A 22,063-nucleotide genomic window follows, 5' to 3' on the forward strand; every position below is an offset into this window, starting at 1 on the left:
TCGTGAAAACGAGGTAACGCCATGCATGTCTCGCGTATCATCTATCACGCCCGCCAACTGCTGACCGTGGCGGCGCCGCCGGGCGGTGGGCCGCGACGCGGCGTCCAGATGGCCGACAGTGGCCTGATCGAGGATGGCGCGCTCGCCATCAAGGGCGAGGTCATTGTTGCGGTGGGCACGTCCGCGCAGATCATGGCCGCCTACACCGCGGATGACATGCTGGATGCCAGCGATTGCATCGTGCTGCCGGGCTTCGTGGACCCGCACACGCATGTGGTGTGGGCCGGCGACCGCGCAGCGGAGTTCGATCTGCGCATTGCCGGCGCCAGTTACATGCAGATCATGCAAGCCGGCGGCGGCATTGTCAGCACGGTCAAGGCCACGCGCGCCGCCTCCATCGAAGAACTGGTGGCACAGACCGCACGCCGCCTGGACCGCATGTTGGCGCATGGCACCACCACGGCCGAGGCCAAGACTGGCTATGGCCTCAACCTGGACGATGAAATCAAGATGCTGGACGCCATTCGCATCCTGGATGAGGATCACGCCATTGACCTGGTGCCCACGTTCCTGGGCGCGCACGCGGTGCCGCCGGAGTTCAGCGGCCGCACCGACGCCTATGTGGATTTCCTGGTTGCCGAGGTGATCCCGGCCGTGGCCGATTTGCAGTACCAGGTGGTGCTGAACGCAGCCGACGGCGGGCCTGGCTACACCACCTATGTGCCGGCGGCGCGCTTTTGTGATGTCTTCTGCGAGCACGGCGTCTTCGACCTGGCGCAGAGTGAGCGCATCCTGACCGCCGCGGCTGAGGCGGGCATGGCGCTCAAGCTGCACGTGGATGAGTTCGCGCCCCTGGGCGGCACCCCGTTGGCCGTGCGTCTGGGCGCCACCTCGGTGGATCACCTGGTCAGCACTCCGCCCGATCACCTGGCCCTGCTTGCCCAGTCCAACACCATCGGCGTGGCGCTGCCTGGCACGCCATTCGGCCTGGGGCATCATGAATTTACGCCGGCGCGGCGCCTGCTCGACCTGGGCGGCGCGCTGGCCCTGGCGACCGATCTGAACCCCGGCACCTGCTGGTGCGAGTCCATGCAGTTCATCATTGCCCTGGCCTGCCGCTTTCTGCGCCTGACGCCCGCGGAGGCCATCTGCGCGGCCACCCTCAACGCCGCGCACGCCATCGGCCTGGGCGCGGTGGTGGGCAGCCTGGAGGTGGGCAAGCAGGCCGATATCCTGCTGCTCGACGCGCCCGACTACCGCCATCTTGGCTATCGCTTCGGCACCAACCTGGTGCAGCAGGTCATCAAGAAGGGGCAAGTGGTGTGGAGGGAGGAGTGAGGCGTGTGGAGCACGAAGGCGCGAAGGGGCACACGAAGGCGCGAAGGCGCGCGAAGGGGGGGCGCGAAGGCATGAGAATCGGAGATGAGAGACATGGCGCCAGTGATCGAGGTCAGCCAGGTGAACAAGGTTTTCGGAGAGCAGGTTGCGCTCCGGGATGTGAGTCTGCGGGTGGAGCCAGGAGAGATTTTCTGTCTGCTCGGCCCCAGCGGCAGCGGCAAGACGACCCTCATCCGCCTGCTCAACGGCGTCTATTTTCCCACACAGGGCCGGGTAACGGTCTTTGGCAAAGAACCGGCCCGTTTTTCACGCCAGGATCGTGAACAGATCGGCTATATGCCGCAGATGTTTGTGCTCTACCCCAACCTGAGCGTGGCTGAAAACCTCAACTTCATCGCGTCGATCTATGGCCTGAGCTGGCATGATCGGCGTCAGCGTCTGCCGCGCCTGCTGGAATTGGTCAACCTGACCGAGCATCAGCGCAGCCTGGCCGGCAACATCTCTGGCGGCATGAAACGGCGCCTGGAACTGGCCTGCGCGCTGCTGCATGAGCCGGCGCTCGTCTACATGGACGAACCAACGGCCGGCATTGACCCCATTCTGCGCGCGTCGTTGTGGAAGGAATTCCGCAGCCTGCGCGACGAGGAACGCATTGGCCCGCAGGGCGAATCACTGGGTCGGCGCACACTTTTCGTCACCACCCAATATGTCAACGAGGCCGATAGTTGCGACAAGGTCGCGATTGTGGCCAAAGGCGAACTGGTGGCCCTGGGCACGCCGCAAGAACTGCGCGCCCAAGCCCTGGGCGGCGAAGCCATTGAAATCACAGCCGACCGGATGACCCGCCAGCACATGACCATCCTGCAGGATCTACCCGGGGTGAAGGGAATCGAGCGCCTCAAATTCGATCAATTGCGCATTGCGGTGGATGACGCCCAGACACGCCTACCCCTGATCGTGCAGACGTTGTACGAGCAGGGACTCGACCTCGATAGTGTGGACATCGTAGAACTCAAATTCGATGAGGTTTTCGTCCGCTTGATCGAGCAGCACGAAAAAGAAAAGCAGGGGTAGGTGTCATGCCAAAGTTTTTATTGCGTCTGATCTCGTTCCCAAGCAAAGAAATCTGGGAGGTGTTGCGCCAGCCGCGGCTGGTGCTGTCCCTCATCCTCGGCCCGTTCCTGATCCTGCTGCTCTTCGGTGTGGGCTATACCGGCGCCCGGCCCCAGGTCAGGGTGCTGTTGGTGGTGCCTGAAGGAGCCGCCATCCGTGACCAAATCCAGCCCATCGCCGGTCAGTATGGCGGGCCGATCAAGGTGGTGGAGATCACCAGCGACGCCGCCGCGGGGCAGGAAAAGCTGATCAACAAGGAAGTGGATGTGCTGGCGCAGTTCCCGGCCGATGCCTATGCCGAGTTTCGCAGCGGCCATCCGATCACGCTGACGGTGCTTGTCAACGAAATTGACCCCGTGGGCGCGGACTATGCCGCCTACCTGGTGAATGCACTGGTCACACGTATCAACCAGGACCTGGTGGTCCAAGGGCTGGCCCGGGCGCGCACGCTGTCCGCGGGGCTGGATGAGTTCTCACAGGACACCCTGGTTCGCCTGGATGAATTGGACCAGGCGCTGGGCAACGGTGATACGGCCACCGCGCTGCAACGCCTGGATGAACTGGAAGCGCAGGTGGATGCCGCGTCCGTGGGTTTGGACACGGCCTTGGGTCTGAGCGGCGGTATCTACGCGGCCGTTGGCAGCGCGGTGGGCGGATCCGACGAGGAGGTGCAGAAGTTGCAGGCATCGCGCGAGGCGCTGACCGACATGAAAGCCACGATCCGCGAAGTACGCGGCCAGATCGTACAGGCGGATGGCGGTGACGTGGCAAAATCACGCGCCCAACTGCAAGAGACACGCGGGCTGCTGGATCAACTGCAAGAGGTGGGCACGCTGCTGCGTGACATCCCGCCGGAGGTGCTGGTCAATCCCTTCACGCTCGACATTCACAACATTAACAGCGACCGCCTGCAGGGCCGGCCGCCTGGCTACATTGATTTCTATGCGCCGGCGGTGTTGGCGCTGCTCGTGCAGCACCTGGCCGTGACCTTTGGCGCGCTCTCGCTGGTGCGCGAAAAGCTCCTGGGCGCCGACGAGATTTTCCGCGTGGCGCCCATTGCGCCGGTCGAAATTCTCGCGGGCAAGTATCTCAGCTATATCATTCTGGGGTTGGTGCTCGGCGGTATCTTGACCGCGCTCATCCTCGTACTCGGCGTGCCATTCTTCGGCAGTGTGTGGGCTTTTCTGCTGACCCTGCTGCTGGTGACGGTGGCCTCGCTGGGTTGGGGCTTCTTCATCTCGCTCATCTCCCAATCCGAAAGCCAGGCAGTGCAACTTTCGATGATTTCACTGCTGGCCGCCGTTTTCTTCAGTGGCTTCTTCCTGCCCATCAGCGGCCTGCGCCTGCCTGTCCAATACCTGGCCTACGCCCTGCCGGTCTACTACGGCCGCGAGGCGTTCCAGCGTCTTTTCCTGGTCGGCGCCTGGCCCAATCCGCAGCACCTGCTGGCTTTGCTGGGCCTGGCAGTCTTCTTTTTCGCCCTCAACAGCGTCCTGTTCGCGCGCGACTACCGCAAGCAGTAGCGGCAGCCAGCCTGCGGGGGGGATGGCGGACTTGCCTGGCAACCGCAATTCGTGGTAGAGTGAGAGCAACCGGCCGCGTGTGGGGCCGGCGCGATCTTTCAGGCAACGGGGTGCCGTGATGTCTTTTCCGCCCTCTTCGATGATCAGTCAGCCGATGGCCACAGCAACCCTGCTGATTGCCCTCTATTTCTTGCTCGCTCTGCTAATCGCGGCGCTGTCACAGCAGCTCGCACGGGTGGTGGCCTGGGTCACCTACCTGGCGCCGCGGCACAGACGGCCCTCGCACGAGCGGCGGGAAACGCTGCAAGGTCTGCTTGCCAGCGGCATCAAATTCGCCGCATTTATGGCCGCGATCGTGGCGACACTGGCCCTCTTCATCCGGTCCGACACGCTGATCTGGATGATCGGCCTTTTCAGCGCCGCGTTTGGCCTGGGTGCGCGCGCATTCGTCAACGATCTGCTGGCCGGCGGCAGCTTCATCTTCCGCAACACCTTTGCCATTGGCGAAAAAGTCGAGATGGTCGCGGGCATGGATCGCATTCAAGGGGTGATCGAACGCGTTAACGTGCTGGACACGTTGGTGCGCGCGCCGACCGGAGAGCTGTTCACGGTGCCCAACGGCGAGGTTCGGGTCATTCGCAATTTCAGCCGGGCCAGCTTTTCCACCGTCAAACTGGCCTTCATGGTCGCACACAGCGACTTGGCCCGCGCCCTGGCCCTGGTAGAGGCGCTGGGCGTGGAGGCGGTTACGCTGCTGCCCGACCTGATCGAACCCTGGCAGGTGATTGCCGGCGGTGAAATGCTGGGCAACAAGACCCAGCTCACCGTCATTGCCAAGGCGACCTTCGCGCACGCGGCCTCGCTCAAACTGCAAATCGCCACGCTCTTACAGGGCCGCGTGCAAGGGGCCGGCATCGAGTTGACCGACTAAGTGCAGGTGCTCAGAGGGTGTTGAGGGCAGCCGTCAGCTCCGGCGTCCTGGTCGGTTTGACGGGACGCGGCTCGGTGGTGATGTCGCGCAGCGGCGGTCGTTCCCCACGACCCGTGCCAGCCAGGGCGGTGATTTCGGCGCGGTCGGTGATGATGCGCGCCAGTTTGCCATCGAGCATCTGAATGACGCGGTCGGCGAAGGGCACCATGCGCAGGTCATGCGTCACCATGATGCCGGCGCGGCGCTGCTCGTGAATCAGCGCGGCGAAGGTCTCGACCGCCTGAAAGGCGCGCTCCGTGTCGAGCGAGGCGGTTGGCTCATCGGCCAGCACCACCTGCGGGTTGTGAATCAGGGCGCGGGCGATAGCCACCCGCTGCTGTTGACCGCCCGAAAGCTGGCGCGGCAGGCTGTGCAGGCGATCCCCCAGGCCCAAGCGTGCCAGCAGGTCACGTGCCCGCGCCTGGCTTGCCCTGTCCCGCTGGCCATTCAGACGCAGCATCAGTTCCGTGTTCTCCAACGCGGTCAGATAGGGCACCAGGTTGTTCGCCTGAAAGGTGAAGCCGATCTTTTCACGACGAAACGCGGTACGCTGCGCTTCGCCCATGGTGCTCAAGTCCTGTCCGCCGATCAAGAGCGCGCCGGTCGTCGGCTTGAGCAGGGCTGCCAGCATCGCCAGCATCGTCGTTTTGCCCGAACCGCTGGGGCCGACCAGGGCGACGAATTCGCCCTCGCTCACCGTGAGCGAAACAGCGTCTACCGCATTGATCGTGCCGCTGCCGCCCTGGTAGGTTTTCGTGACCGCGCGTGTTTCCAGTGCAATCGTCATGATTTCTCTTTGCCTTTCGTTCTTTGCTCGCAAGACCGGTTTCTGCGCGAAACCTGCCTTGTTACCTCTCCGCGTGACGCGTTGTCAGGAAGCCAGCCCCAGCGCCATCAACGGCTCCACCTTGAGCGCCTGGCGGATGGAAAGCAGGCCGCCAACCGGGCCGATCACCAGCAGTGAAACGATGCCCACGATGACATTAGGCCCGGTGAAAGCAATGGGGACGGTGGGTGGGAAGACCAATGAGAGGCCAATCGTCACCGCGCTGCCAATGGCGACACCGATCGCAGTCACCAGGATGATTTGAATGATGGAAGCTGCCGCGATGGTGCGGTTGGGCGTGCCAATCGCTTTCAACATGCCGATCTGCGCGACCTTCTGCAAGGTCTGAATCTGGAAGAAGCCGCCGATGACGAGCACACCGATCAACAGCACGAAGCCGCGCTGCGTGTTCAAGGTGCCCTGCTGCGCAGAGTAACCGGGCGTACTCTCGTAAGCCGTCACCAGGTCAGCCGCCTGAATGTCGCTGACTTCAGACTCCAGGCGCAATTTCATGGCCGCGCCGGCGGCAGGATCGAGCAGGCGCACGGCCACCACGTTGGAGATCAGCTCGGCGTCGGCTGGGCCGGCCGCGGCCTGCGGCTTGATCTTCTCGAAAGTCAGCATCGGCACCACGACCGAAGGCTGCAAGGAGTATTGGCGCGCATCGCTGACGCCCACCACGAGCAGATCGTAGTATTCTTCCTTCGCCGCCTGAATCGTCTTGACCCGGATCGTATCGCCTACGCCCACTTTGGCGCGCACGGCCGTGTTGCGGTCAATCACCGCCTCGCTGGCGCGGCGGCCGCTCAGTTGCTGCCCCTGCAGAGCCGGAATCTCGCCAGGCAGCCCCGGCTCCACCCCGATCAACGAGACATTGAGCGGCTTACGATTATCGTCGAAGACGAGCGAAGCCGCGGAGAAGCTAATCGGCCCCACCTCGGCCACACCTTCAACCCGACGGATGGCGTTGAGTTTGGAGCGCTCGATCTTGCTCGTGCCGATCGAATAGTCCACTTTGGCTTTGAAGACGAGTAAATCGGCATCGAGCTTTTCGATATACTGTTTGTTGCCCGAACCCAGGCCTTCGCCCAGGCCGGCAATGAAAAGCACCAACAGCGTAATCAGCGCAATGACCATGCTGAAGAGCAAGAAGCGTCCCCGATTGCGCAGCATTTCTTTGTAGGCCAGATAGGCGCCCATCACATTCATCTCCCCGTACGAATAAGTTCTTTATTGAACTGGGAGATTGGACGGCGCGCCGCGCGAAAAAGCCACACTGGGCGGGCGCCAGTTCGAGACTTCGAGCCGGTTCGTTAGCGGCCCGGCAGCGTGATGATAAACCGGCAGCCGCGGCCCTTGCCCTCGCTGTGCGCTTCGATGCGGCCGCCGTGAGCTTCGACGATCGCTTTGACAATCGCCAGCCCCAGCCCGGTGCCGCCGGTTTCACGGCTGCGCGAGCGATCCGCGCGGTAGAACCGATCGAAGACGGCGGCCAGATGCCCCGCCTCCAGCCCTTCGCCGCTGTCCTGCACCGCCAGCCAGGCTTCCCCCTCACGCAGGCCGGCGCTGATGAACACCTGGCCGTCTGCGGGTGTGTGCCGCAGCGCGTTGAAGATCAGATTGAAGAGCACCTGCCGCACCCGGATGGGATCCACCGTGAGTTGCGGCAGCTTGTCTGTTTGATCCGCCAACTGCACGCCTTTTTCGACGGCGAGCGGCTCCAGGGCCTGCAAGGTCTCGGTCACCAGCGCGTTGAGATCGGTCGGTTGTTTTTCCAACGGAAGCTGATGGGTCTCGGCCAGCGACAGGTCGCGCAGGTCGTTGACCAGGCGCATGAGGTGGCGCGTCTGCCCGTAGAGATTGGCGATCTCGGCTTCGTCCAGCGCATAGACGCGATCCAGCGCGGCGCGCAGGTTTCCCTCCAGCACGGTCAGGGGCGTGCGCAGTTCATGCGAAACGTCCGCCATCAGATTGTTGCGCAGCGTTTCGGCGTGCTGCAGGTCGGCCGCCATCTTGTTGAAGGTGTCGGCAAGCTGCAACATCTCGCGGCTGCCGCGGGCCTTGACGCGTGTGTCCAGATTGCCCGCGCCGATGTGCTGCGCGGCCCGCGCCAGGTCTGTCATCGGCGCGCTGACGACGCGGCCGATCACCACGCCGGCCATCAGTCCCACCACCAGGGAGAGCGCCATGAAGTTGAGCAAGCGCCGTGCAATCTCAGCCTGATCCGGCTCGCCATCCGCACCCGGCGCGCCCGGCGTTTGCAGCGTGGGCGCAGCGCCGCTTCCCGGCCCATTCTGCGCATCCCTGTCGAACGTGATGGCGAGGAACTGCATGAAGAAGACGAGAAACAACACGCCGCCGATCATCAGGCTGAGCCGAACCCATAACCGGTTCATGGCGCACCGCCGGTCAAGCGATAGCCGACGCCGTAGACGGTCTGAATGATCGTCGGATTGTCCGGGTCGTGCTCGATCTTGCGGCGCAAATTGCGCATATGGGTATCGAGCGCCCGCCCCATGCCTTCGCTGGCGTAACCGAGGGCCTTATCCAGCAGATCATCGCGGGTCAGGGTGTAGCCCGGATTCTGCATGAACAGGGTGAGCAGATTGAACTCCGTGCGCGTCAGCTCCACCGGCCGGCCTTCGATCGTCAGCGTGTGCTGGTTGAGATCGAGCCGCAGGTTGCCTGTCACCAGGACCTGGCCGACCGCGCCCGGCCGTTGATCGAGCCGGGTGCGGCGCAGGAGCGCGTTGACCCGCGCCACCACCTCGCGCGCATTGAACGGCTTGGTGATGTAATCGTCCGCGCCCAGCTCCAACCCCACGATCTTGTCGGTGTCTTCGACGCGCGCGGTCAGCATGATGATCGGTGTTGCGGCCAGGATGCGATCGGCGCGCACGATGCGCGTCACCTCCCAGCCATCGCGGTGGGGCATCATCAGATCAAGGATGACCAGGTCCGGACGTTCGTGGCGCAGCGCGTGCAGCGCGGCTTCGCCGTCGCCCGCCAGCAGCACCAGGTAACCCGCCTGCTCCAGGTAGGCGCGCAGCACTTTCAGAATAGATCGGTCGTCGTCAACCACCAGGATTCGTTGTGGCATAGGCTCATTCTCCCGCAGTCGTCTGGCGTCTCACAACCGCCAGTGAATATCGCTTCGCTGATGTGATGATAACACAGCAATCTCAAGACAATGTCAAGAAGTTCTCGAGCGATACAGTCCGAGCGCACGATCGCGCCCACGCAGCTTGCTGGACACGGATCAACACGGATTTCTTGTCAAGCGGCGTAAAGGCTCAGCCTGCCTGGAATTCAGACAGGATTCACAGGATTGACAGGATATTCGAACTCTCGTGGCGGTAGTTTTGCACACCACAGAGCAAGAATCCTGTTCATCCTGTTCATCCTGTCAAATCAACTTGCAGGGTGAGCAGTTACCAGGCGGCCCAACAAAATCCAGATTCTGTGTAGACGATCTTGAGGATTTCTTGAGATTTCGGTGTTAGCATGGAATTCGTCGGGGCGCACCGTGATGGTCGCCCGAAATACCCAAGAGGAGTTCCAAACCATGTTCAGTTCATCAATCACTCATCGCCCTGCCCGGCGCCGCTCGGCGACGCTGAGGCAAATCGCTGTCGGTCTCCTGGCCCTGCTGGTCAGCAGCATCATGACCGGCTGCGCCGCGCCCGCGCCGGCCGCGCCGGCGGCTACTGCCACCACTGCGGCCGCCGCGCCGGCGACGCCTGCGGCCACTGCCACCACCGCGCCGGCGGCCGCCGCGCCAGCCGGTCGCCCCGCTATGGGCGGCGGCGTGACGGCGATCAAGGCCACGCCTGCGTTCAAGGATGTGGCTTACGCCAGTGCTTCGGCCACGCAGAAACTCGACATCTACCTGCCCGAGGGCGATGGCCCGTTCCCGGTCGTCATCAACGTGCATGGCGGCGCGTTCAAGATGGGCGATAAGAGCAATCCGGCCAGCGCGGACGATTTCCTGGCCGCCGGTTACGCCGTGGTCAGCGTGGACTACCGCCTGAGCGGCGAAGCCCTGGCGCCCGCACAGATTCAGGATGTCAAGGCGGCCGTGCGCTTCCTGCGCGCCAACGCCGCCGCCTACAAGCTGGCCCCGCAGCGCTTTGCCGCCTTCGGCCAGTCGGCCGGCGGCAGCCTGGTGGCGCTGCTGGGCGCCTCGTGCGGCGCGGCGGCGCTGGAAGGGGCTGAATTGGGCAACGCCGAGCAGTCGAGCTGCGTGCAGGCCGTGATTGACTGGTTCGGCCCCACCGATTTCCTGCAGATGGACCAGCAGTTTGCCGGCACCTCCTGCCCCGCGACCCACGACGCCGCAGACTCGCCTGAATCGCTGGTCGTCGGTGCGGCGATCCAGACCGTGCCCGATAAGGTCAAGCTGGTCAATCCGATCACCTACGTCACCGCAGACGCGCCGGCCTTCCTGATCCAGCATGGCACCGCGGACTGCAACGTGCCGCCGCAGCAGGGCCAACTGCTGTACGATGCCCTGCAGGCCGCCGGTTCAGACAAAGCCACGCTGACCTTCCTCGAAGGCGCAGGCCACGGCGGTTCACAGTTCAGCGACGCCGCCAACATGAAGGTCGTGCTCGATTTCCTGGCCGCCAACCTAAAGTAGGGGCATGGCCTTGCGCCTGCCCGCGTGGGCGACCGCAAGGGTGCGCCCCTACAAATTGAGGCCACCAACCTGAAGGGCATAGCCTGCCCGCGTGGGCGACCGCAAGGGTGCGCCCCTACAAATCGAGAAGATACGACGGCCCCATACCGCCCAAAAACAAAGCCCACGGTCAGCGTTTTGCTGTCCGTGGGCTTTCGACCCCGATCCCCGATCCCCGATCCCCGATCTCTAATCTCCGGTCTCCGATCTTCGCGCTTCGCGCCCTTCGCGCTTCGCGCCCTTCGCAACCTTCGCGTCTTCGCGCTCCAAACTCCGCTCTCACCCATGCCGCCGCATGAAACGGTACATCTTCTCCAGCGCCTGCTCGAGTTTCTCGGTTGCCGTGGCATAGGAACAGCGCACGTAGCCGTCACCGCCGACGCCGAAGGCATTGCCGGGCACCACCGCGACATGTTCCTCTTGCAGCAGGCCGTTGGCAAACTCCTCATCGCTCATGCCGCTCTTTTGCACCGACGGGAAGGCGTAGAACGCGCCCTGCGGCTCAAAGCAGTCCAGGCCGATCTCGTTCAAGCCCTTGACGATCAAGCGGCGGCGGCGATCGTAGCTGGCAATCATCGCCTGCACCGCGTCCTCCGCGGCCGGGTCCGACAGGGCCACTACGCCGGCCACCTGGCCCGTGGTGGGCGCGGACATGATCGTGAACTGATGCACCTTGCGCATCGCGGCCAGCAGGTCGGCCGGCGCGGCCGCGTAGCCGATACGCCAACCGGTCATGGCGTAGTTCTTGGAAAGCCCGCCCAGCAGGATGGTGCGCTCCTTCATGCCGGGCAGAGCCGGTACGCAGGTGTGCTGCACACCGTAGACCAGGCGGTCGTAGATTTCATCGGACAGAACGATCAGGTCATGCTTCTGCGCCACCGCGGCGATTTCGACCATGCGCTCATGGCTCATGACCGCGCCGGTTGGATTGTTCGGATAGCCGATCAAGAGGGCTTTGGTGCGGGGAGTGATGGCGGCCTCGATCTGCTGCGCCGTCACCTGGAACTGCGTTTCGACGTAGGTGGGGATGGGCACAGGCACGCCGCCGGCAAACGTGACTTCCGCGGTGTAGGCCACGAAGCAGGGCTGCGGCACGATCACCTCATCGCCCGGATCGAGGATAGCGGTCATCGCCAGGTAGAGCGCCTCGGAGACGCCGACGGTGATGAGCAGCTCGGTCTCTGGATCGTACGACACGCCGTAGAGGGCCGCCAGTTTGGCAGCCACCGCGCGGCGCAGTTCGATCGTACCGGAGTTGGAGGTGTAGCGCGTTTCGCCGCGCTGCAAGGAGGCAACGCCGGCGTTGCGAATAGCATCAGGGGTGACAAAATCTGGCTCGCCGATGCCCAGCGAGATCACATCGGGCATGGTGGCGGCAATGTCGAAGAAGCGGCGAATGCCAGAGGGGGGCACGCTGGCAACGCGCTGCGAGATACGATCTGACATACGATGGTCCTCCTGCGAATGACGGGGGGGATGGGGGGGATCAGGCGGCGCTGAAATCTACCTGTGACGAATCGCCGACGTTGAGTTTGCGGTAGGCGCCGCGCACGAACGCGCCTTTGCCGATCAGCGATTCGCTGAGCATCGTGTCCCCGATCACGGCATCTTCATCCACGATCGAATTGCGGATGAGCGAATTCTGCACGCACGCGCCGGCGGCAATGGTGGCGAAGGGGCCAATCACCGAGCCTTCGATGCAGGCATTGTCGGCAATGTAGACCGGCTGAATGATCGTGGAGTCCACGATGCGCGCCTGGCCCACATACGCGCCGTTGTGCTCCAGCAGGTAGCGATTGGTGTGCAGCACCGTCTCCGGCTTGCCGCAATCCTCCCAAACCTCCACCTGCCGCGTGACGAAGCGCGCGCCCTGCTCGATCATCACCTGGAACGCATCGGCCAGGTAGAACTCCCCCTTGGTCTGGCGATTTTCGGCCATGAGCTGCTCGATGGCCCGGTTGAGCCAGGCGCCGTCATGAATGTGATAGACGCCCACCACCGCCATGCGCTGGTCGAAGCCGGCGGGTTTTTCGATCAACTGAGTGACGAGACCGTCCTCGTCGGTCACCGCCACGCCGAAGCGCCGCGGGTCGGCCACCTCTTTGACGTAGAGGATGCCATCGGCGTCCACCTGCGGGATTTCGAGCAGATTGGCTTCGAAGATGGTGTCCACGAAGATGATCAGGATTGGCCCGGCGATGGCCTCGCGCGCCAGCCAGATGGCGTGCGCCTGGCCGAGCAGCTCCTTCTGTTCGAAGAAGCGCGCCGGGAAATGATAGTTGGCCTCCACGTATTCCCGAATCTGGTCGCCCAGGTAGCCCACGATGAAGATCACTTCGTCCAACTCGATGCCTTTGAGCTGGTCGAGGATGTGACCGAGAACCGGCTTGCCGGCCACGTTGAGCAGCGGCTTGGGTTTGGTGTAGGTGTGAGGGCGCAGACGGGTGCCAAAGCCCGCCAGGGGAATGACAACTTTCATAGCACTGATTGACTCCTCGTTGTTTTTACAGCGGCGGGTGCGGCAAATGCCAGGCGGTGGCCTGCTCGAAGGCGTGCGCAGCGCGTAGGATCTTCTCCTCGCCAAAGGCCGGGCCGAGCAACTGCAGGCCGATGGGCAGCCCGCTGCTATCGAAGCCGCAGGGCATGGAGAGTCCGCAGTTGCCGGCCAGGTTGAGCGACAGGGTGAAGATGTCGGCCAGGTACATCTGCAGGGGATCGTCCGCCTTTTCGCCGATCTTGAAGGCAGTGAAGGGCGAGGTGGGGCAGGCCATCACATCTACCTGCGCAAACGCCCGCTCGAAGTCGCGGCGGATCAGGGTGCGCACCTTCTGCGCGCGCAGGTAATAGGCGTCGTAGTAACCGGCGCTGAGCGCGTAGGCGCCGAGCATGATGCGGCGCTTGACCTCCGGGCCAAAGCCGGCCCCGCGCGTCTGGCGGTAGTTCTCCCAGATGTCGGTGGCGCCGGCGGAAAGGCCAAAGCGCACGCCGTCGTAACGGGCCAAGTTGGCCGAGGCCTCGGCTGGCGCGATCAGGTAGTAGACCGGCAGGGCCTCGGCGGTGGTCGGCATGTTGACTTCGATGATCTCCGCGCCCAGGTCGGCCAGTCTGGCGATGGCCGCGCGCACCGCCTGCTCGGTTTCGGGCTGCATGCCGGCGATGAAATACTCGGCCGGCACGCCGATGCGCATACCGCGCACATCGCCGGTCAGGGCGCGGCGATAGTCCGGCGTCGGCAGGGGCATGCTGGTGGAATCGAGCGGATCGTGCCCGGCGATGGTTTGCAGGAGGATGGCGGCGTCGGTCACGTCTTTGCCAAAGACGCCCACCTGGTCGAGCGAAGAGGCAAACGCGATCAGGCCATAGCGGCTGACCCGGCCGTAGCTGGGCTTGAGGCCGACGACGCCGCAGAAGGAGGCGGGTTGGCGCACGCTGCCGCCGGTGTCGGTGCCGAGCGCGCCCAGGCACAGGTCTGCGGCCACGGCCGCGGCGCTGCCGCCGCTGGAGCCGCCGGGCACACGCGTCAGATCCCACGGGTTGTGGGTGGTGCAAAAGGCGGAGTTCTCGGTGGAGGAACCCATGGCGAACTCATCGGTGTTGGTTTTGCCCAGGAAGACCGCGCCGGCCGCTTCCAGCCGGGCGACCGAGGTGGCGGTGAAGGGGGGGATGAAATCTTCCAGGATGCGCGAGCCGCAGGTGGTGCGCACTCCTTCCAGGCAGAGCACATCCTTGATGGCGAGAGGAATGCCGAGCAGGGGATGGTCTTCGCCCTGGCTGCGGCGTTGATCCGCGGCCGCGGCCATTTCCAGCGCCATTTCGGGCACGATGGTCAGATACGCCTGCAGATCGTTGTCCAGGGCGAGGATGCGGTCGAGCACCGCCTGGGTCAGAGCCAGGGAGGTCAACTGCCCGCGTTGCAACAGGTCATGCGCGTCGTGAATGGTAAGGCGAAAGAGGTCCACGGCCATCACTCTTCTTCCAGCACCGCGGCCACGCGGAAATGGTTGTCTTCGGCGTTAGGCGCGTTCGCCAGCACGTCTTCGGTGGGCAGGCAGGGCCGCGCCACGTCCTCGCGCCAGACGTTGGTCAGCGGCAGGACGGAGGCCGTCGCCTCGATGTCGTCGGTCGCTAGGTTTTGCAGGCGTTGGGCGTAATCGAGGATAGTGGAGAGCTGCGTGCGAAAGCGCTCTTTCTCTTCGGCAGTCAAGCCCAGCTTCGCCAGCTCGGCAATGTGTTCGACGTCTTGCAGCGTCAGGGCCATAGTTTATGCTCGATGGGTGAGATGCGATCCTGAACACATTATAGCATCGCCCGCAGTTGCCAGCAAGATTAGCGCCGCCTGTACACTCATTCTTCACTGCAAAGGCGCAAACCGATGCGGTTACGCCCTTCGGCCTTGCGCTAACTCTCCCAACGCAAATACGCTCAGGACGCAAAGGTGCAACCAAGACAAAAGCAAAAAGCTTGGCTTGCCTATGCGCTCTGGCGTTAATCTTTAACGCAAAGAGCGCCAATCAGTTTTACAGGGTCACAAAGAAGAACTCTTTCGCTCTTGGTGTTCTTTGTGTCCCTGTGTGCGAATTTCTAGCGCCGGCGGCGGAGGGTCAGGGCGGACAGGCCGGCCAGGCCCATCGCAACCAGGGGCAGGATGATGGGGGATGCGGGCGCGGCGCTGATGTCGAGGAGATGCACGGCCGTGGGCGCCGCGTAGGTCGCGCTGATGGGGCCGTGCCGCGTGACCGCGCCGGCGATGTCCACATCCTCCAGCCAATAGTAGTAGGTGGTGTTGTTGACCAGGTTGGCCGCGTCCAGCCATTCGTAGCTGAAGCCCTGGCTGCTGCCCGGCCCCTGCGAGGGGATCAGGCTGGCGTTGAGCTGCACGTCTGGTGCGTTCGGCGTGGTTCCGCGCCAGAGGTTGAAGCCGACGTTGCCGATCTCGCTGACCGTCTCCCAGCTCACGCGGATGGCCTCGCCGCTCTGCGTCGCATCGAAGCCCGCCAGCGCCGCGGCCAGGGGCGTGCCTGCGGCGTTCCACAGGCTGAGGCAGGAGGTAACGGCCGGCGACTGCGTCACCGAGGTGGTGGGCAGACAGTTGACGGCGTTGCTGTTTTCGGAGCATTCGGTCAGGCTGGACGCGGAATCGAGGGTCGTACTGGTGACTTGCAGAGCGCCGCCGATGAGCAGGCTGCCGCTGCATGCGCACTGCACGGTGGTGTTGACTGTTTCGGTGCGTTGGGCGTACGCGGCCAGCGTTGCTACGCTGCTGTGGGTCGCGCTGTTGGCCGCATCCGGCGTCGCTGATGGTGAAGGCGTTGCTGAAGGGGCCGGTGGCCGCGCCGCAGCTCGGATTGGCGAGATTGTAGCTGACGGTGATGGGCGCGTCCACTACGCCGCCGCTGCACGCGGCCGGGTTGACCGCGCCATTGGCGAGGATTTCCAGGGTGGTGTCAATGACCAGTTCAGGCAGGGCAGACGTGGCGGCCAGGCCGGGCGCATTACCGCCGCTGCACTGCGTCGCACCGTTGAAGTAGACCTGCTGCGCGCCCAACTGAGTGCTGCCGTCGTAGCAGAAGCTCTGCAGACTCCAGTTGTAGCCGGTGGCGCGATCAGACTGCAGGGTGTAGGCGCCGCAGCCGTTGGCCGCAGCGCTCAGGTCAATCTCCAGGTAGATCTGCGCCTGGCTGTTGTAGTTAGAATCGCCCGGCGAGGCCGACTCGCACAGGCCGCCGCCTGCGCAGTAGCCTTTAGACACGGTGGGGTCCGGCGGCGGGTCGGTGTAGCAGGCATCGCCCCAGTATTCCTCGTTGGTGATGACGTTGCTCAGATTGAGCGCATCGCCGTCGTACCAGGCCACGGTATCGTTGTCGCTGTTGACTGCCGGAATGGACTTGCCGCAGTAGGAGCCGTCATACGTGCCGCTGGTGGAGCTGGGGTCGCCGCCCGCATGCGACCAGTAGGTGCAATCGGTGGCGCCCTGCACGCGATGGACCGAGACCGCGGCCAGCGTGGTGGTTGACGGCGCGCCGCCCGCGCCCGGCTTGAAGACCTTGAGGCCGGTCATGTTCTCGAAATCATCGAAGGGAAGGCGCAGCTTTTCACCGCAGCGCGCCAGCACGGTGAAGTCGAACTTGCAGGTGGGACAGAAGGTCTTGTTGGACATGCACCAGGCGTCCGAGTGAATACGGCCGGTCGCGCCGGAGGGAGTGGCGAACTTGACGTACAGGTCGCGCACCTCGCCGCCCGTGCCCTCGAAGCAGACCTGGTATTGATCCACGCCGCTGGCCGGCACGGTGATGCTGGTGTCCTTGACGCCGGTGGCGTCGCCCTGGTTGGTCGAAGAACCGGCCGCGCCCTGGTAATAGGGGGTTGTGGTCAGATTGCCCGCTGCGGTTGTGCCGTTGGAATGGATCGTCAAGCTCTCATTGGCCTGCACATCCACCATGAAGCACATCTTGCCGGCGGCCCGGCAGGGGCTCATGCTCAAGAGGATGCTTTCCGCGCCCGGGCCGGTGGCGGCGTCGCAGAAACCGGGGCCTTCAGCGTTCACACCGCCGGCCGTGCCGCAGGTCTTGGAGCCGTTGGTGGTGATGGATGGGGTGGGAATCGCCACGATGGAGACGGCCGCCGTGTTCGAGGTGGAGACGCCCAGGCCGGCGCCGGTGGCGGTGGCGGCGTTGTTGACCGTGCCGCTGGCGCCGCCCAGGGTGTTGACTTCCACGTTGATGGTGGTGGAAGCGCCCGCGGCCAGCGCGCCGATGCTCCAGGTGGCCGCCTGCGTGCTGCTGTTGAAGGAGGATGTGGCCGGAGATGAGTTGAGAAAATCGAGCTTCGTCTCATCGAAGTCATCGCTCACCGTGACGCCGCTGGCGACTGTTCCAAGATTCTGTATCTCCAACGTATAGTTGAGTGCATCGCCAGGGCTGGCCGAGCTTTCACTGGCGGTTTTTGTCACCACCAGATACGGTTGTGCAGACACAGAGAAGTCGTCAATAGACAACCCGTGATCGTCGCCGCTGCTGTTATCATCCTGCCAGCGGAGCCAAATCTCTTGGCCGTTGGTCACGGTGACATTGACAACCGCAAACAACGTGGTTCGATTGGCAGCAAGATTTCCGTCCAGCGCGCCAGCCGTGCCTCCTGAAATTGGACCGGCAAAATTGAGCGAACTTGCGGCGGTCCACGAACCGCCAGTGAGGCTGGTAGCGCCGACCTGGTAGGCAAACGCGAGCGAGTGCTGCGATGCATCTGCACTGTTTCGCCACTGTTCGCCGGTGTAGTCTATGGCTATGGCAGACACAGTAGAGCCGGTGTCGTTGACCAGGCGCACGCCGTAGTAAATGGCACCGGTCGTTCCAGATGCCACCGAGCCTAGCGCGCGTTCCGTGGAACCGGTCGAACCAAAACTGAAGACAGATCCGGTGGTGCTGGTGCCGGTTCCGGCATTGTAGGTTGTCTTGTTGGTGTACCAACCGGCAATAGTTGAATCATCGGTCCAGGGATTTCCGGTGCCAGTATTGGACAATGTATCGAAGTTCTGTTCGTAAGGAGCGGAGAGGCTGATGGCCGCAGCCGGCGCGGCGCGCACGTGCTCCGCATTGGGTGTAACGCCGGCCAGGGGCAGGAGGGCCATCACAACGACGAGGGGAAACAGGCGCACCAGGTTTTCGAGGAATCCGCATCAGTGTATTTCCTTTCCGGGGAAGACAGGAACGGCTGCGGGATATCGGTGACAGCCGATTCCGCCGTAGCGCGGGGATAGCAACGATACTGCAACCGGACTAACTGATAGACGGATGGATTTTTCGCGTTGCCGGCGATGCTCACACAGGGACACCAAGAAACAAAGAAGAAATCTCTGTTCTTGGTGTCCTTTGTGTCCCTGTGTGCGAATTTCTAGCGCCGGCGGCGGAGGGTCAGGGCGGACAGGCCGGCCAGGCCCACGCGTCAGGGGCGAACAGGGGAGCGGGGGCGGCGTCGAAGCCGAGGAGGCGCACGGCCGTGGGCGCGGGAATAGGTCGCGCTGATGGGGCCGTGCCGCGTGACCACGCCCGCGATGTCCACATCCTCCAGCCAGTAGTAGTAGGTGGTGTTATTGACCAGGTTGGCCGCGTCCAACCACTCGTAGCTGAAGCCCTGGCTGCTGCCCGGGGCCTGCGACGGGATCAGCGTGCTGTTGAGCTGCACGTCCGGCGCGTTCGGCGTGGTTCCGCGCCACAGGTTGAAGCCGACGTTGCCCACCTCGGACACCGTCTCCCAGGTGACCAGGATGGCGTCCCCGGACTGCACGGCGTCGAAGCTCGCCAGGACCGCGGCCAGGGCGCCGGGCGCCAGCGTGAAACCGTCAACGGTCAGGCCATCATTGCCAGCGGAAACATCGAAGTCGGTCCAACGCAGCCAGAAGGTGGCGCCATTGGCAATGCTCAGGCCGCCGATGAGGCCGGAGACGGCGGTGCGGTTGGCGCTGGCATTCCCATCTTTGGCGCCGGCCGAGCCGGAGGTGACCGGGCTGATGCAATCGAGGGCATTGGCATTGATCCAGGTTCCGGTCGTCAACGAGGTGGCGTTGGTGCTGACCTGAAAATCGAGCCGATCAGCGGCGCCCGAACCGCCGCGACGCCACTGCTCACAGACGTATTGAACAGACAACTCGGTCAGTTCTTCGCCCGTGTCGTTTTGGAACTGAACGCCAAACATGGAGGAGAAATTGCCGGATCGCTGGGTCCCCAGGGCGCGTTCGCTGCTGCCGCTGGCTCCGAAGCTGTAGGTGTCTCCGGTGCCTGAGCTGCCGTAGCCGGCCGTGTACTGCGTGTTGGCCTGGGCGCCGCTCTCCGAGAGTTCCCATCCTGGGGGCAGCGATGAGCTTGAGCCGGAATTGGCAAGGGTATCGAAGGTTTGAGGGCCGTAGCTGCCAGAAAACGAAATGGCGGCCAACGGTTCCGCCAGTAGGGCCGCGCCGTTCACAGCGCTGTTGGCCTGCGCCAGGGGCACGGAAATCAACGAGAGTACGAGCAAAACCAGGGGGGCGAATCGTCGAATCGAATGTAACACCGGAAGCCTCCTTCGGGTTAGGGTTCGACTGGAACAAATACCAGTTGACCTTCATAGTAGGCCCGGCAACTGACGAAATGTGTTACAAATACCTGACAGGACTGTAAGCCAGCAATCTTCGTGTGAGACTCTTTTCCTGGCTCACACAAAAGGACTCACACAGGGACACCAAGACACAAAGAAGGGTTTTCTGCCCTTGGTGTCCTTTGTGTCTTGGTGTGCGAACTCTTTCCCGGCTCACACAGGGACACCAAGACACAAAGAGTTTTCTGCCCTTGGTGTCCCTGTGTGCGAATTTCTAGCGCCGGCGGCGGAGGGTCAGGGCGGCGAGGGCGGCCAGGCCGACGGCGGTCAGGGGTAGGGCGAACGGCAGCGCAGGTGAGGCGTCCGCGGTCAGCAGGCGCACGGCCGTGGGCGCGGAATAGGTCGCGCTGATGGGCCCGTGCCGCGTGATCGCGCCGGCGGTGTCCACATCCTCCAGCCAGTAGTAGTAGGTGGTGTTGTTGACCAGGTTGGCGCTGTCGGGCCACTCGTAGCTGAAGCCCTGGCTGCTGCCCGGCGCCTGCGACGGGATCAGGCTGGCGTTGAGCTGCACGTCCGGCGCATTCGGCGAAGTGCCGCGCCACAGGTTGAAGCCCAGGTTGCCGATCTCGCTGACCGTTTCCCAACTCACGCGGATGGCCTCGCCGGCCTGCGCTGCGTCGAAGCCGGCCAGGGCCGCGGCCAGGGGAACATCGGCATCATTGACATCCACACCAGTGCCCAGGTTCGTCCACTTGGTAATCATAGTGTAGGTATTGACCAGCGGATTCTCCAGGGGAGACGCGCTGATATTGTCCGGCGTATTCCTGAAGGCATCGTAGTCAGCGTCCGAAGAATTGGAAGCGTACAGGTAGACACCCAGGCTCGAAGGTGAGCCGATCCCACTGCGAGGGATCGAAAGCTCGACAATAACGGGATCCGTGTTGGTGTCACTGCCACTACCATCATCCGATACATCGCTCCAACTGGTACCCGATGCCTGGTACTTGTTGAGAGAAGCACCGTTCCACTGATAAGCATACTCAGGTTCGAAGGCATTGTTGAACTGCACTCCTGCAAACCCTCCACGATCTGGATCACCATTTGCCAGGGTAGTGTCAATCAACACGTTGAACTTGTCGCCGCTGCCACTACCAAGTCCGGCAAAGGCCACGTAGATGTTGCTGGCGTCCCAAGTCAAGAAATAGCGCATCTGTGATTCACCACCGCCGGTACTGGTCCCAGCACCCAGAAACTCATTCGTATGCCAATCGTCCAGGCGACCATCAATCGTCTTGGCGCTGGTGTAGGTGGTAGCATTGTTAGGTTGACTGGAGGTGGCCGTACTGTTGTCGGCCAGGCTCGAGTCGCCCGTCTTGACACCGATATCAGGATAGCCGTCGTTATCGGCATCCACATCTACGGTGTAGATGGAACTAAACGTACCTCCACCCCCGCCGCCGTTCGTTGGCAAGGTCTCATCACTGGTGCCGCCCGGAGTATTGCCATAACCAACAACAACACCTAGTTTGGCATCCGTGGGAACCTTGCCGGCGCCGGCCCCGTAAAGGTCATTCCAGGAGATCGAGAATTCCGCCTCATCAGGCGTTCCCTCGGTGATGGCGATAGCAACCCCCGTCAACCAGGCAAAAACGCTCGTGGATCCGCCACGGCCGCCATCGCCGCCCCATCCACGCAAACCAGCATTGTCCGAAGTGCTTCCAGCAGACACTGTGCTTCTCTGAAAAACACCCGTCGCGTAATCAGCCTTGAAGTTACTGTCGCTCTCGTCAAAACTGGGGTTGGTAACGAGCGCATCCACCGCTCCGGTCGAGTCGGTCAGACCGGTGAGATTGTCAACACCACTGTTGGATGCACCGCCATACTCGATGTCCAGGAAGACCACGAATCCATTGTTGCCGCTATTTTCATATTCTCCTTGCACGCGCAAATACAGATAGAGGGAGTCCCAGGTCACGAACAGGCGGTCAAGGTTGTTGGTCGTTCCAAAGCTACTGTCATCGGTGCTTTCACGAGCCACTAATTCGTCGGCGTTCCAGTCAGTCACACTACCATCTACCGTAATGCCGGTATGATAGCTGCCCGCTAATGCCACGGGATAAGAAACGATCAAGGCCAATACCATCACAGAAGTGATTATCTTGACGAAATTGCTTTTCATACTTTCCTCCTCGATGCGCCGGATACCCCCGGCTGGGTGCTATGTGGAGATGTTTGCCACGCGGTGAGCTACCTGACCAGCAGGACCCAACGGCTCACGGTGGGCAGGGGGATTTCACGATAAGTCTGGGGGAGAGCGGCCCACCACGCGGCCAAACCCTGTTGCACGGCCAGGGCGTCGCCGCGGGGCGGTTGGGCGTCCGGCCGCCACTGCCAGGCGGGCATGATGATCGCCTGCGGGGGTTGTGCGGCCAACCGGCGCTGCACCAGGGCCGCGTCGCTGCCCGTGGTTCCCAGGCCGGCATGCACGATGTCGAACGGCGTCGGGTTGGGGCGGTCAGCCAGCAGATACCAGCCCGGTGCAAAGC

General features: G+C 63.2%; 17 protein-coding genes. 5 read left to right on the top strand and 12 right to left on the bottom strand.

All coding sequences use genetic code 11. The features are described from left to right. Nucleotides 1-21: 21 nt before the first annotated feature. The 4 genes from hutI to IPF85_RS17850 all read left to right on the top strand — a co-directional run bounded on the left by hutI (nucleotide 22) and on the right by IPF85_RS17850 (nucleotide 4,905). Nucleotides 22-1,338: an imidazolonepropionase gene (gene hutI, locus IPF85_RS17835; RefSeq protein ID WP_343409402.1), complete on the top strand. Its 1,317-nt coding sequence runs from the start codon at nucleotides 22-24 to the stop codon at nucleotides 1,336-1,338. 93 nt (nucleotides 1,339-1,431) lie between these two features. Continuing rightward, nucleotides 1,432-2,412, top strand: a complete 981-nt coding sequence (locus IPF85_RS17840) for an ABC transporter ATP-binding protein (protein ID WP_343409403.1) — start codon at nucleotides 1,432-1,434, stop codon at nucleotides 2,410-2,412. 5 nt (nucleotides 2,413-2,417) lie between these two features. Further along, nucleotides 2,418-3,974 carry an ABC transporter permease gene (locus tag IPF85_RS17845; protein WP_343409404.1) on the top strand — a complete coding sequence of 519 codons (1,557 nt, stop codon included), beginning with the start codon at nucleotides 2,418-2,420 and terminating at the stop codon, nucleotides 3,972-3,974. 154 nt (nucleotides 3,975-4,128) lie between these two features. Beyond that, entirely contained in the window at nucleotides 4,129-4,905 is a 777-nt protein-coding gene (locus IPF85_RS17850) for a mechanosensitive ion channel domain-containing protein (RefSeq protein WP_343409405.1), read from the top strand. Nucleotides 4,906-4,915: 10 nt separating this feature from the next. Here IPF85_RS17850 and IPF85_RS17855 read toward each other — a convergent pair whose 3' ends face one another. From IPF85_RS17855 to IPF85_RS17870, 4 genes are all read right to left on the bottom strand, one after another. Then, entirely contained in the window at nucleotides 4,916-5,731 is an 816-nt protein-coding gene (locus IPF85_RS17855; protein WP_343409406.1) for an ABC transporter ATP-binding protein, read from the bottom strand. Between the two features lie 84 nt (nucleotides 5,732-5,815). Beyond that, entirely contained in the window at nucleotides 5,816-6,970 is a 1,155-nt protein-coding gene (locus tag IPF85_RS17860; RefSeq protein ID WP_343409423.1) for an ABC transporter permease, read from the bottom strand. A gap of 113 nt (nucleotides 6,971-7,083) precedes the next feature. Further along, a complete protein-coding gene (locus tag IPF85_RS17865) occupies nucleotides 7,084-8,166 on the bottom strand; it encodes an ATP-binding protein (protein WP_343409407.1) in 1,083 nt (360 codons plus the stop codon). Then, complete coding sequence (locus tag IPF85_RS17870) at nucleotides 8,163-8,870, bottom strand: response regulator transcription factor (protein WP_343409408.1); 708 nt, start codon at nucleotides 8,868-8,870, stop codon at nucleotides 8,163-8,165. The genes IPF85_RS17865 and IPF85_RS17870 overlap by 4 nt, the downstream gene beginning before the upstream one ends. A gap of 465 nt (nucleotides 8,871-9,335) precedes the next feature. Here IPF85_RS17870 and IPF85_RS17875 point away from each other — a divergent pair, with 465 nt between their 5' ends. Further along, the gene (locus IPF85_RS17875; protein ID WP_343409409.1) at nucleotides 9,336-10,409 is read left to right on the top strand and encodes an alpha/beta hydrolase; all 1,074 of its coding nucleotides are present in this window, start codon (nucleotides 9,336-9,338) and stop codon (nucleotides 10,407-10,409) included. A gap of 318 nt (nucleotides 10,410-10,727) precedes the next feature. Here the strand turns inward: IPF85_RS17875 and IPF85_RS17880 are convergent, their stop codons facing one another. The 8 genes from IPF85_RS17880 to IPF85_RS17915 form a co-directional block, all read right to left on the bottom strand. Continuing rightward, a complete protein-coding gene (locus IPF85_RS17880; RefSeq protein WP_343409410.1) occupies nucleotides 10,728-11,894 on the bottom strand; it encodes an aminotransferase class I/II-fold pyridoxal phosphate-dependent enzyme in 1,167 nt (388 codons plus the stop codon). 40 nt (nucleotides 11,895-11,934) lie between these two features. Beyond that, nucleotides 11,935-12,927, bottom strand: coding sequence for a sugar phosphate nucleotidyltransferase (locus tag IPF85_RS17885; RefSeq protein WP_343409411.1), 993 nt, complete (start codon nucleotides 12,925-12,927; stop codon nucleotides 11,935-11,937). A gap of 25 nt (nucleotides 12,928-12,952) precedes the next feature. Then, nucleotides 12,953-14,413 (bottom strand): Asp-tRNA(Asn)/Glu-tRNA(Gln) amidotransferase subunit GatA, encoded by a 1,461-nt coding sequence (gene gatA, locus IPF85_RS17890; protein ID WP_343409412.1) that lies wholly within the window; start codon nucleotides 14,411-14,413, stop codon nucleotides 12,953-12,955. Beyond that, entirely contained in the window at nucleotides 14,413-14,706 is a 294-nt protein-coding gene (gene gatC / locus IPF85_RS17895) for an Asp-tRNA(Asn)/Glu-tRNA(Gln) amidotransferase subunit GatC (protein WP_343409413.1), read from the bottom strand. The genes gatA and gatC overlap by 1 nt, the downstream gene beginning before the upstream one ends. 267 nt (nucleotides 14,707-14,973) lie before the next feature. Then, a complete protein-coding gene (locus IPF85_RS17900) occupies nucleotides 14,974-18,102 on the bottom strand; it encodes a hypothetical protein (protein WP_343409414.1) in 3,129 nt (1,042 codons plus the stop codon). A 287-nt stretch (nucleotides 18,103-18,389) separates the two neighbouring features. After that, nucleotides 18,390-19,493, bottom strand: coding sequence for a hypothetical protein (locus IPF85_RS17905; RefSeq protein ID WP_343409415.1), 1,104 nt, complete (start codon nucleotides 19,491-19,493; stop codon nucleotides 18,390-18,392). Between the two features lie 298 nt (nucleotides 19,494-19,791). Next, nucleotides 19,792-21,696: a hypothetical protein gene (locus tag IPF85_RS17910; RefSeq protein WP_343409416.1), complete on the bottom strand. Its 1,905-nt coding sequence runs from the start codon at nucleotides 21,694-21,696 to the stop codon at nucleotides 19,792-19,794. Nucleotides 21,697-21,764: 68 nt separating this feature from the next. Beyond that, on the bottom strand, nucleotides 21,765-22,063 hold a 299-nt coding region (locus IPF85_RS17915; RefSeq protein WP_343409417.1), incomplete at its 5' end, for a hypothetical protein.

It is taken from the genome of Candidatus Amarolinea dominans (genome assembly GCF_016704685.1).
In the GTDB taxonomy this organism is placed as follows: Bacteria; Chloroflexota; Anaerolineae; order SSC4; family Amarolineaceae; genus Amarolinea; species Amarolinea dominans.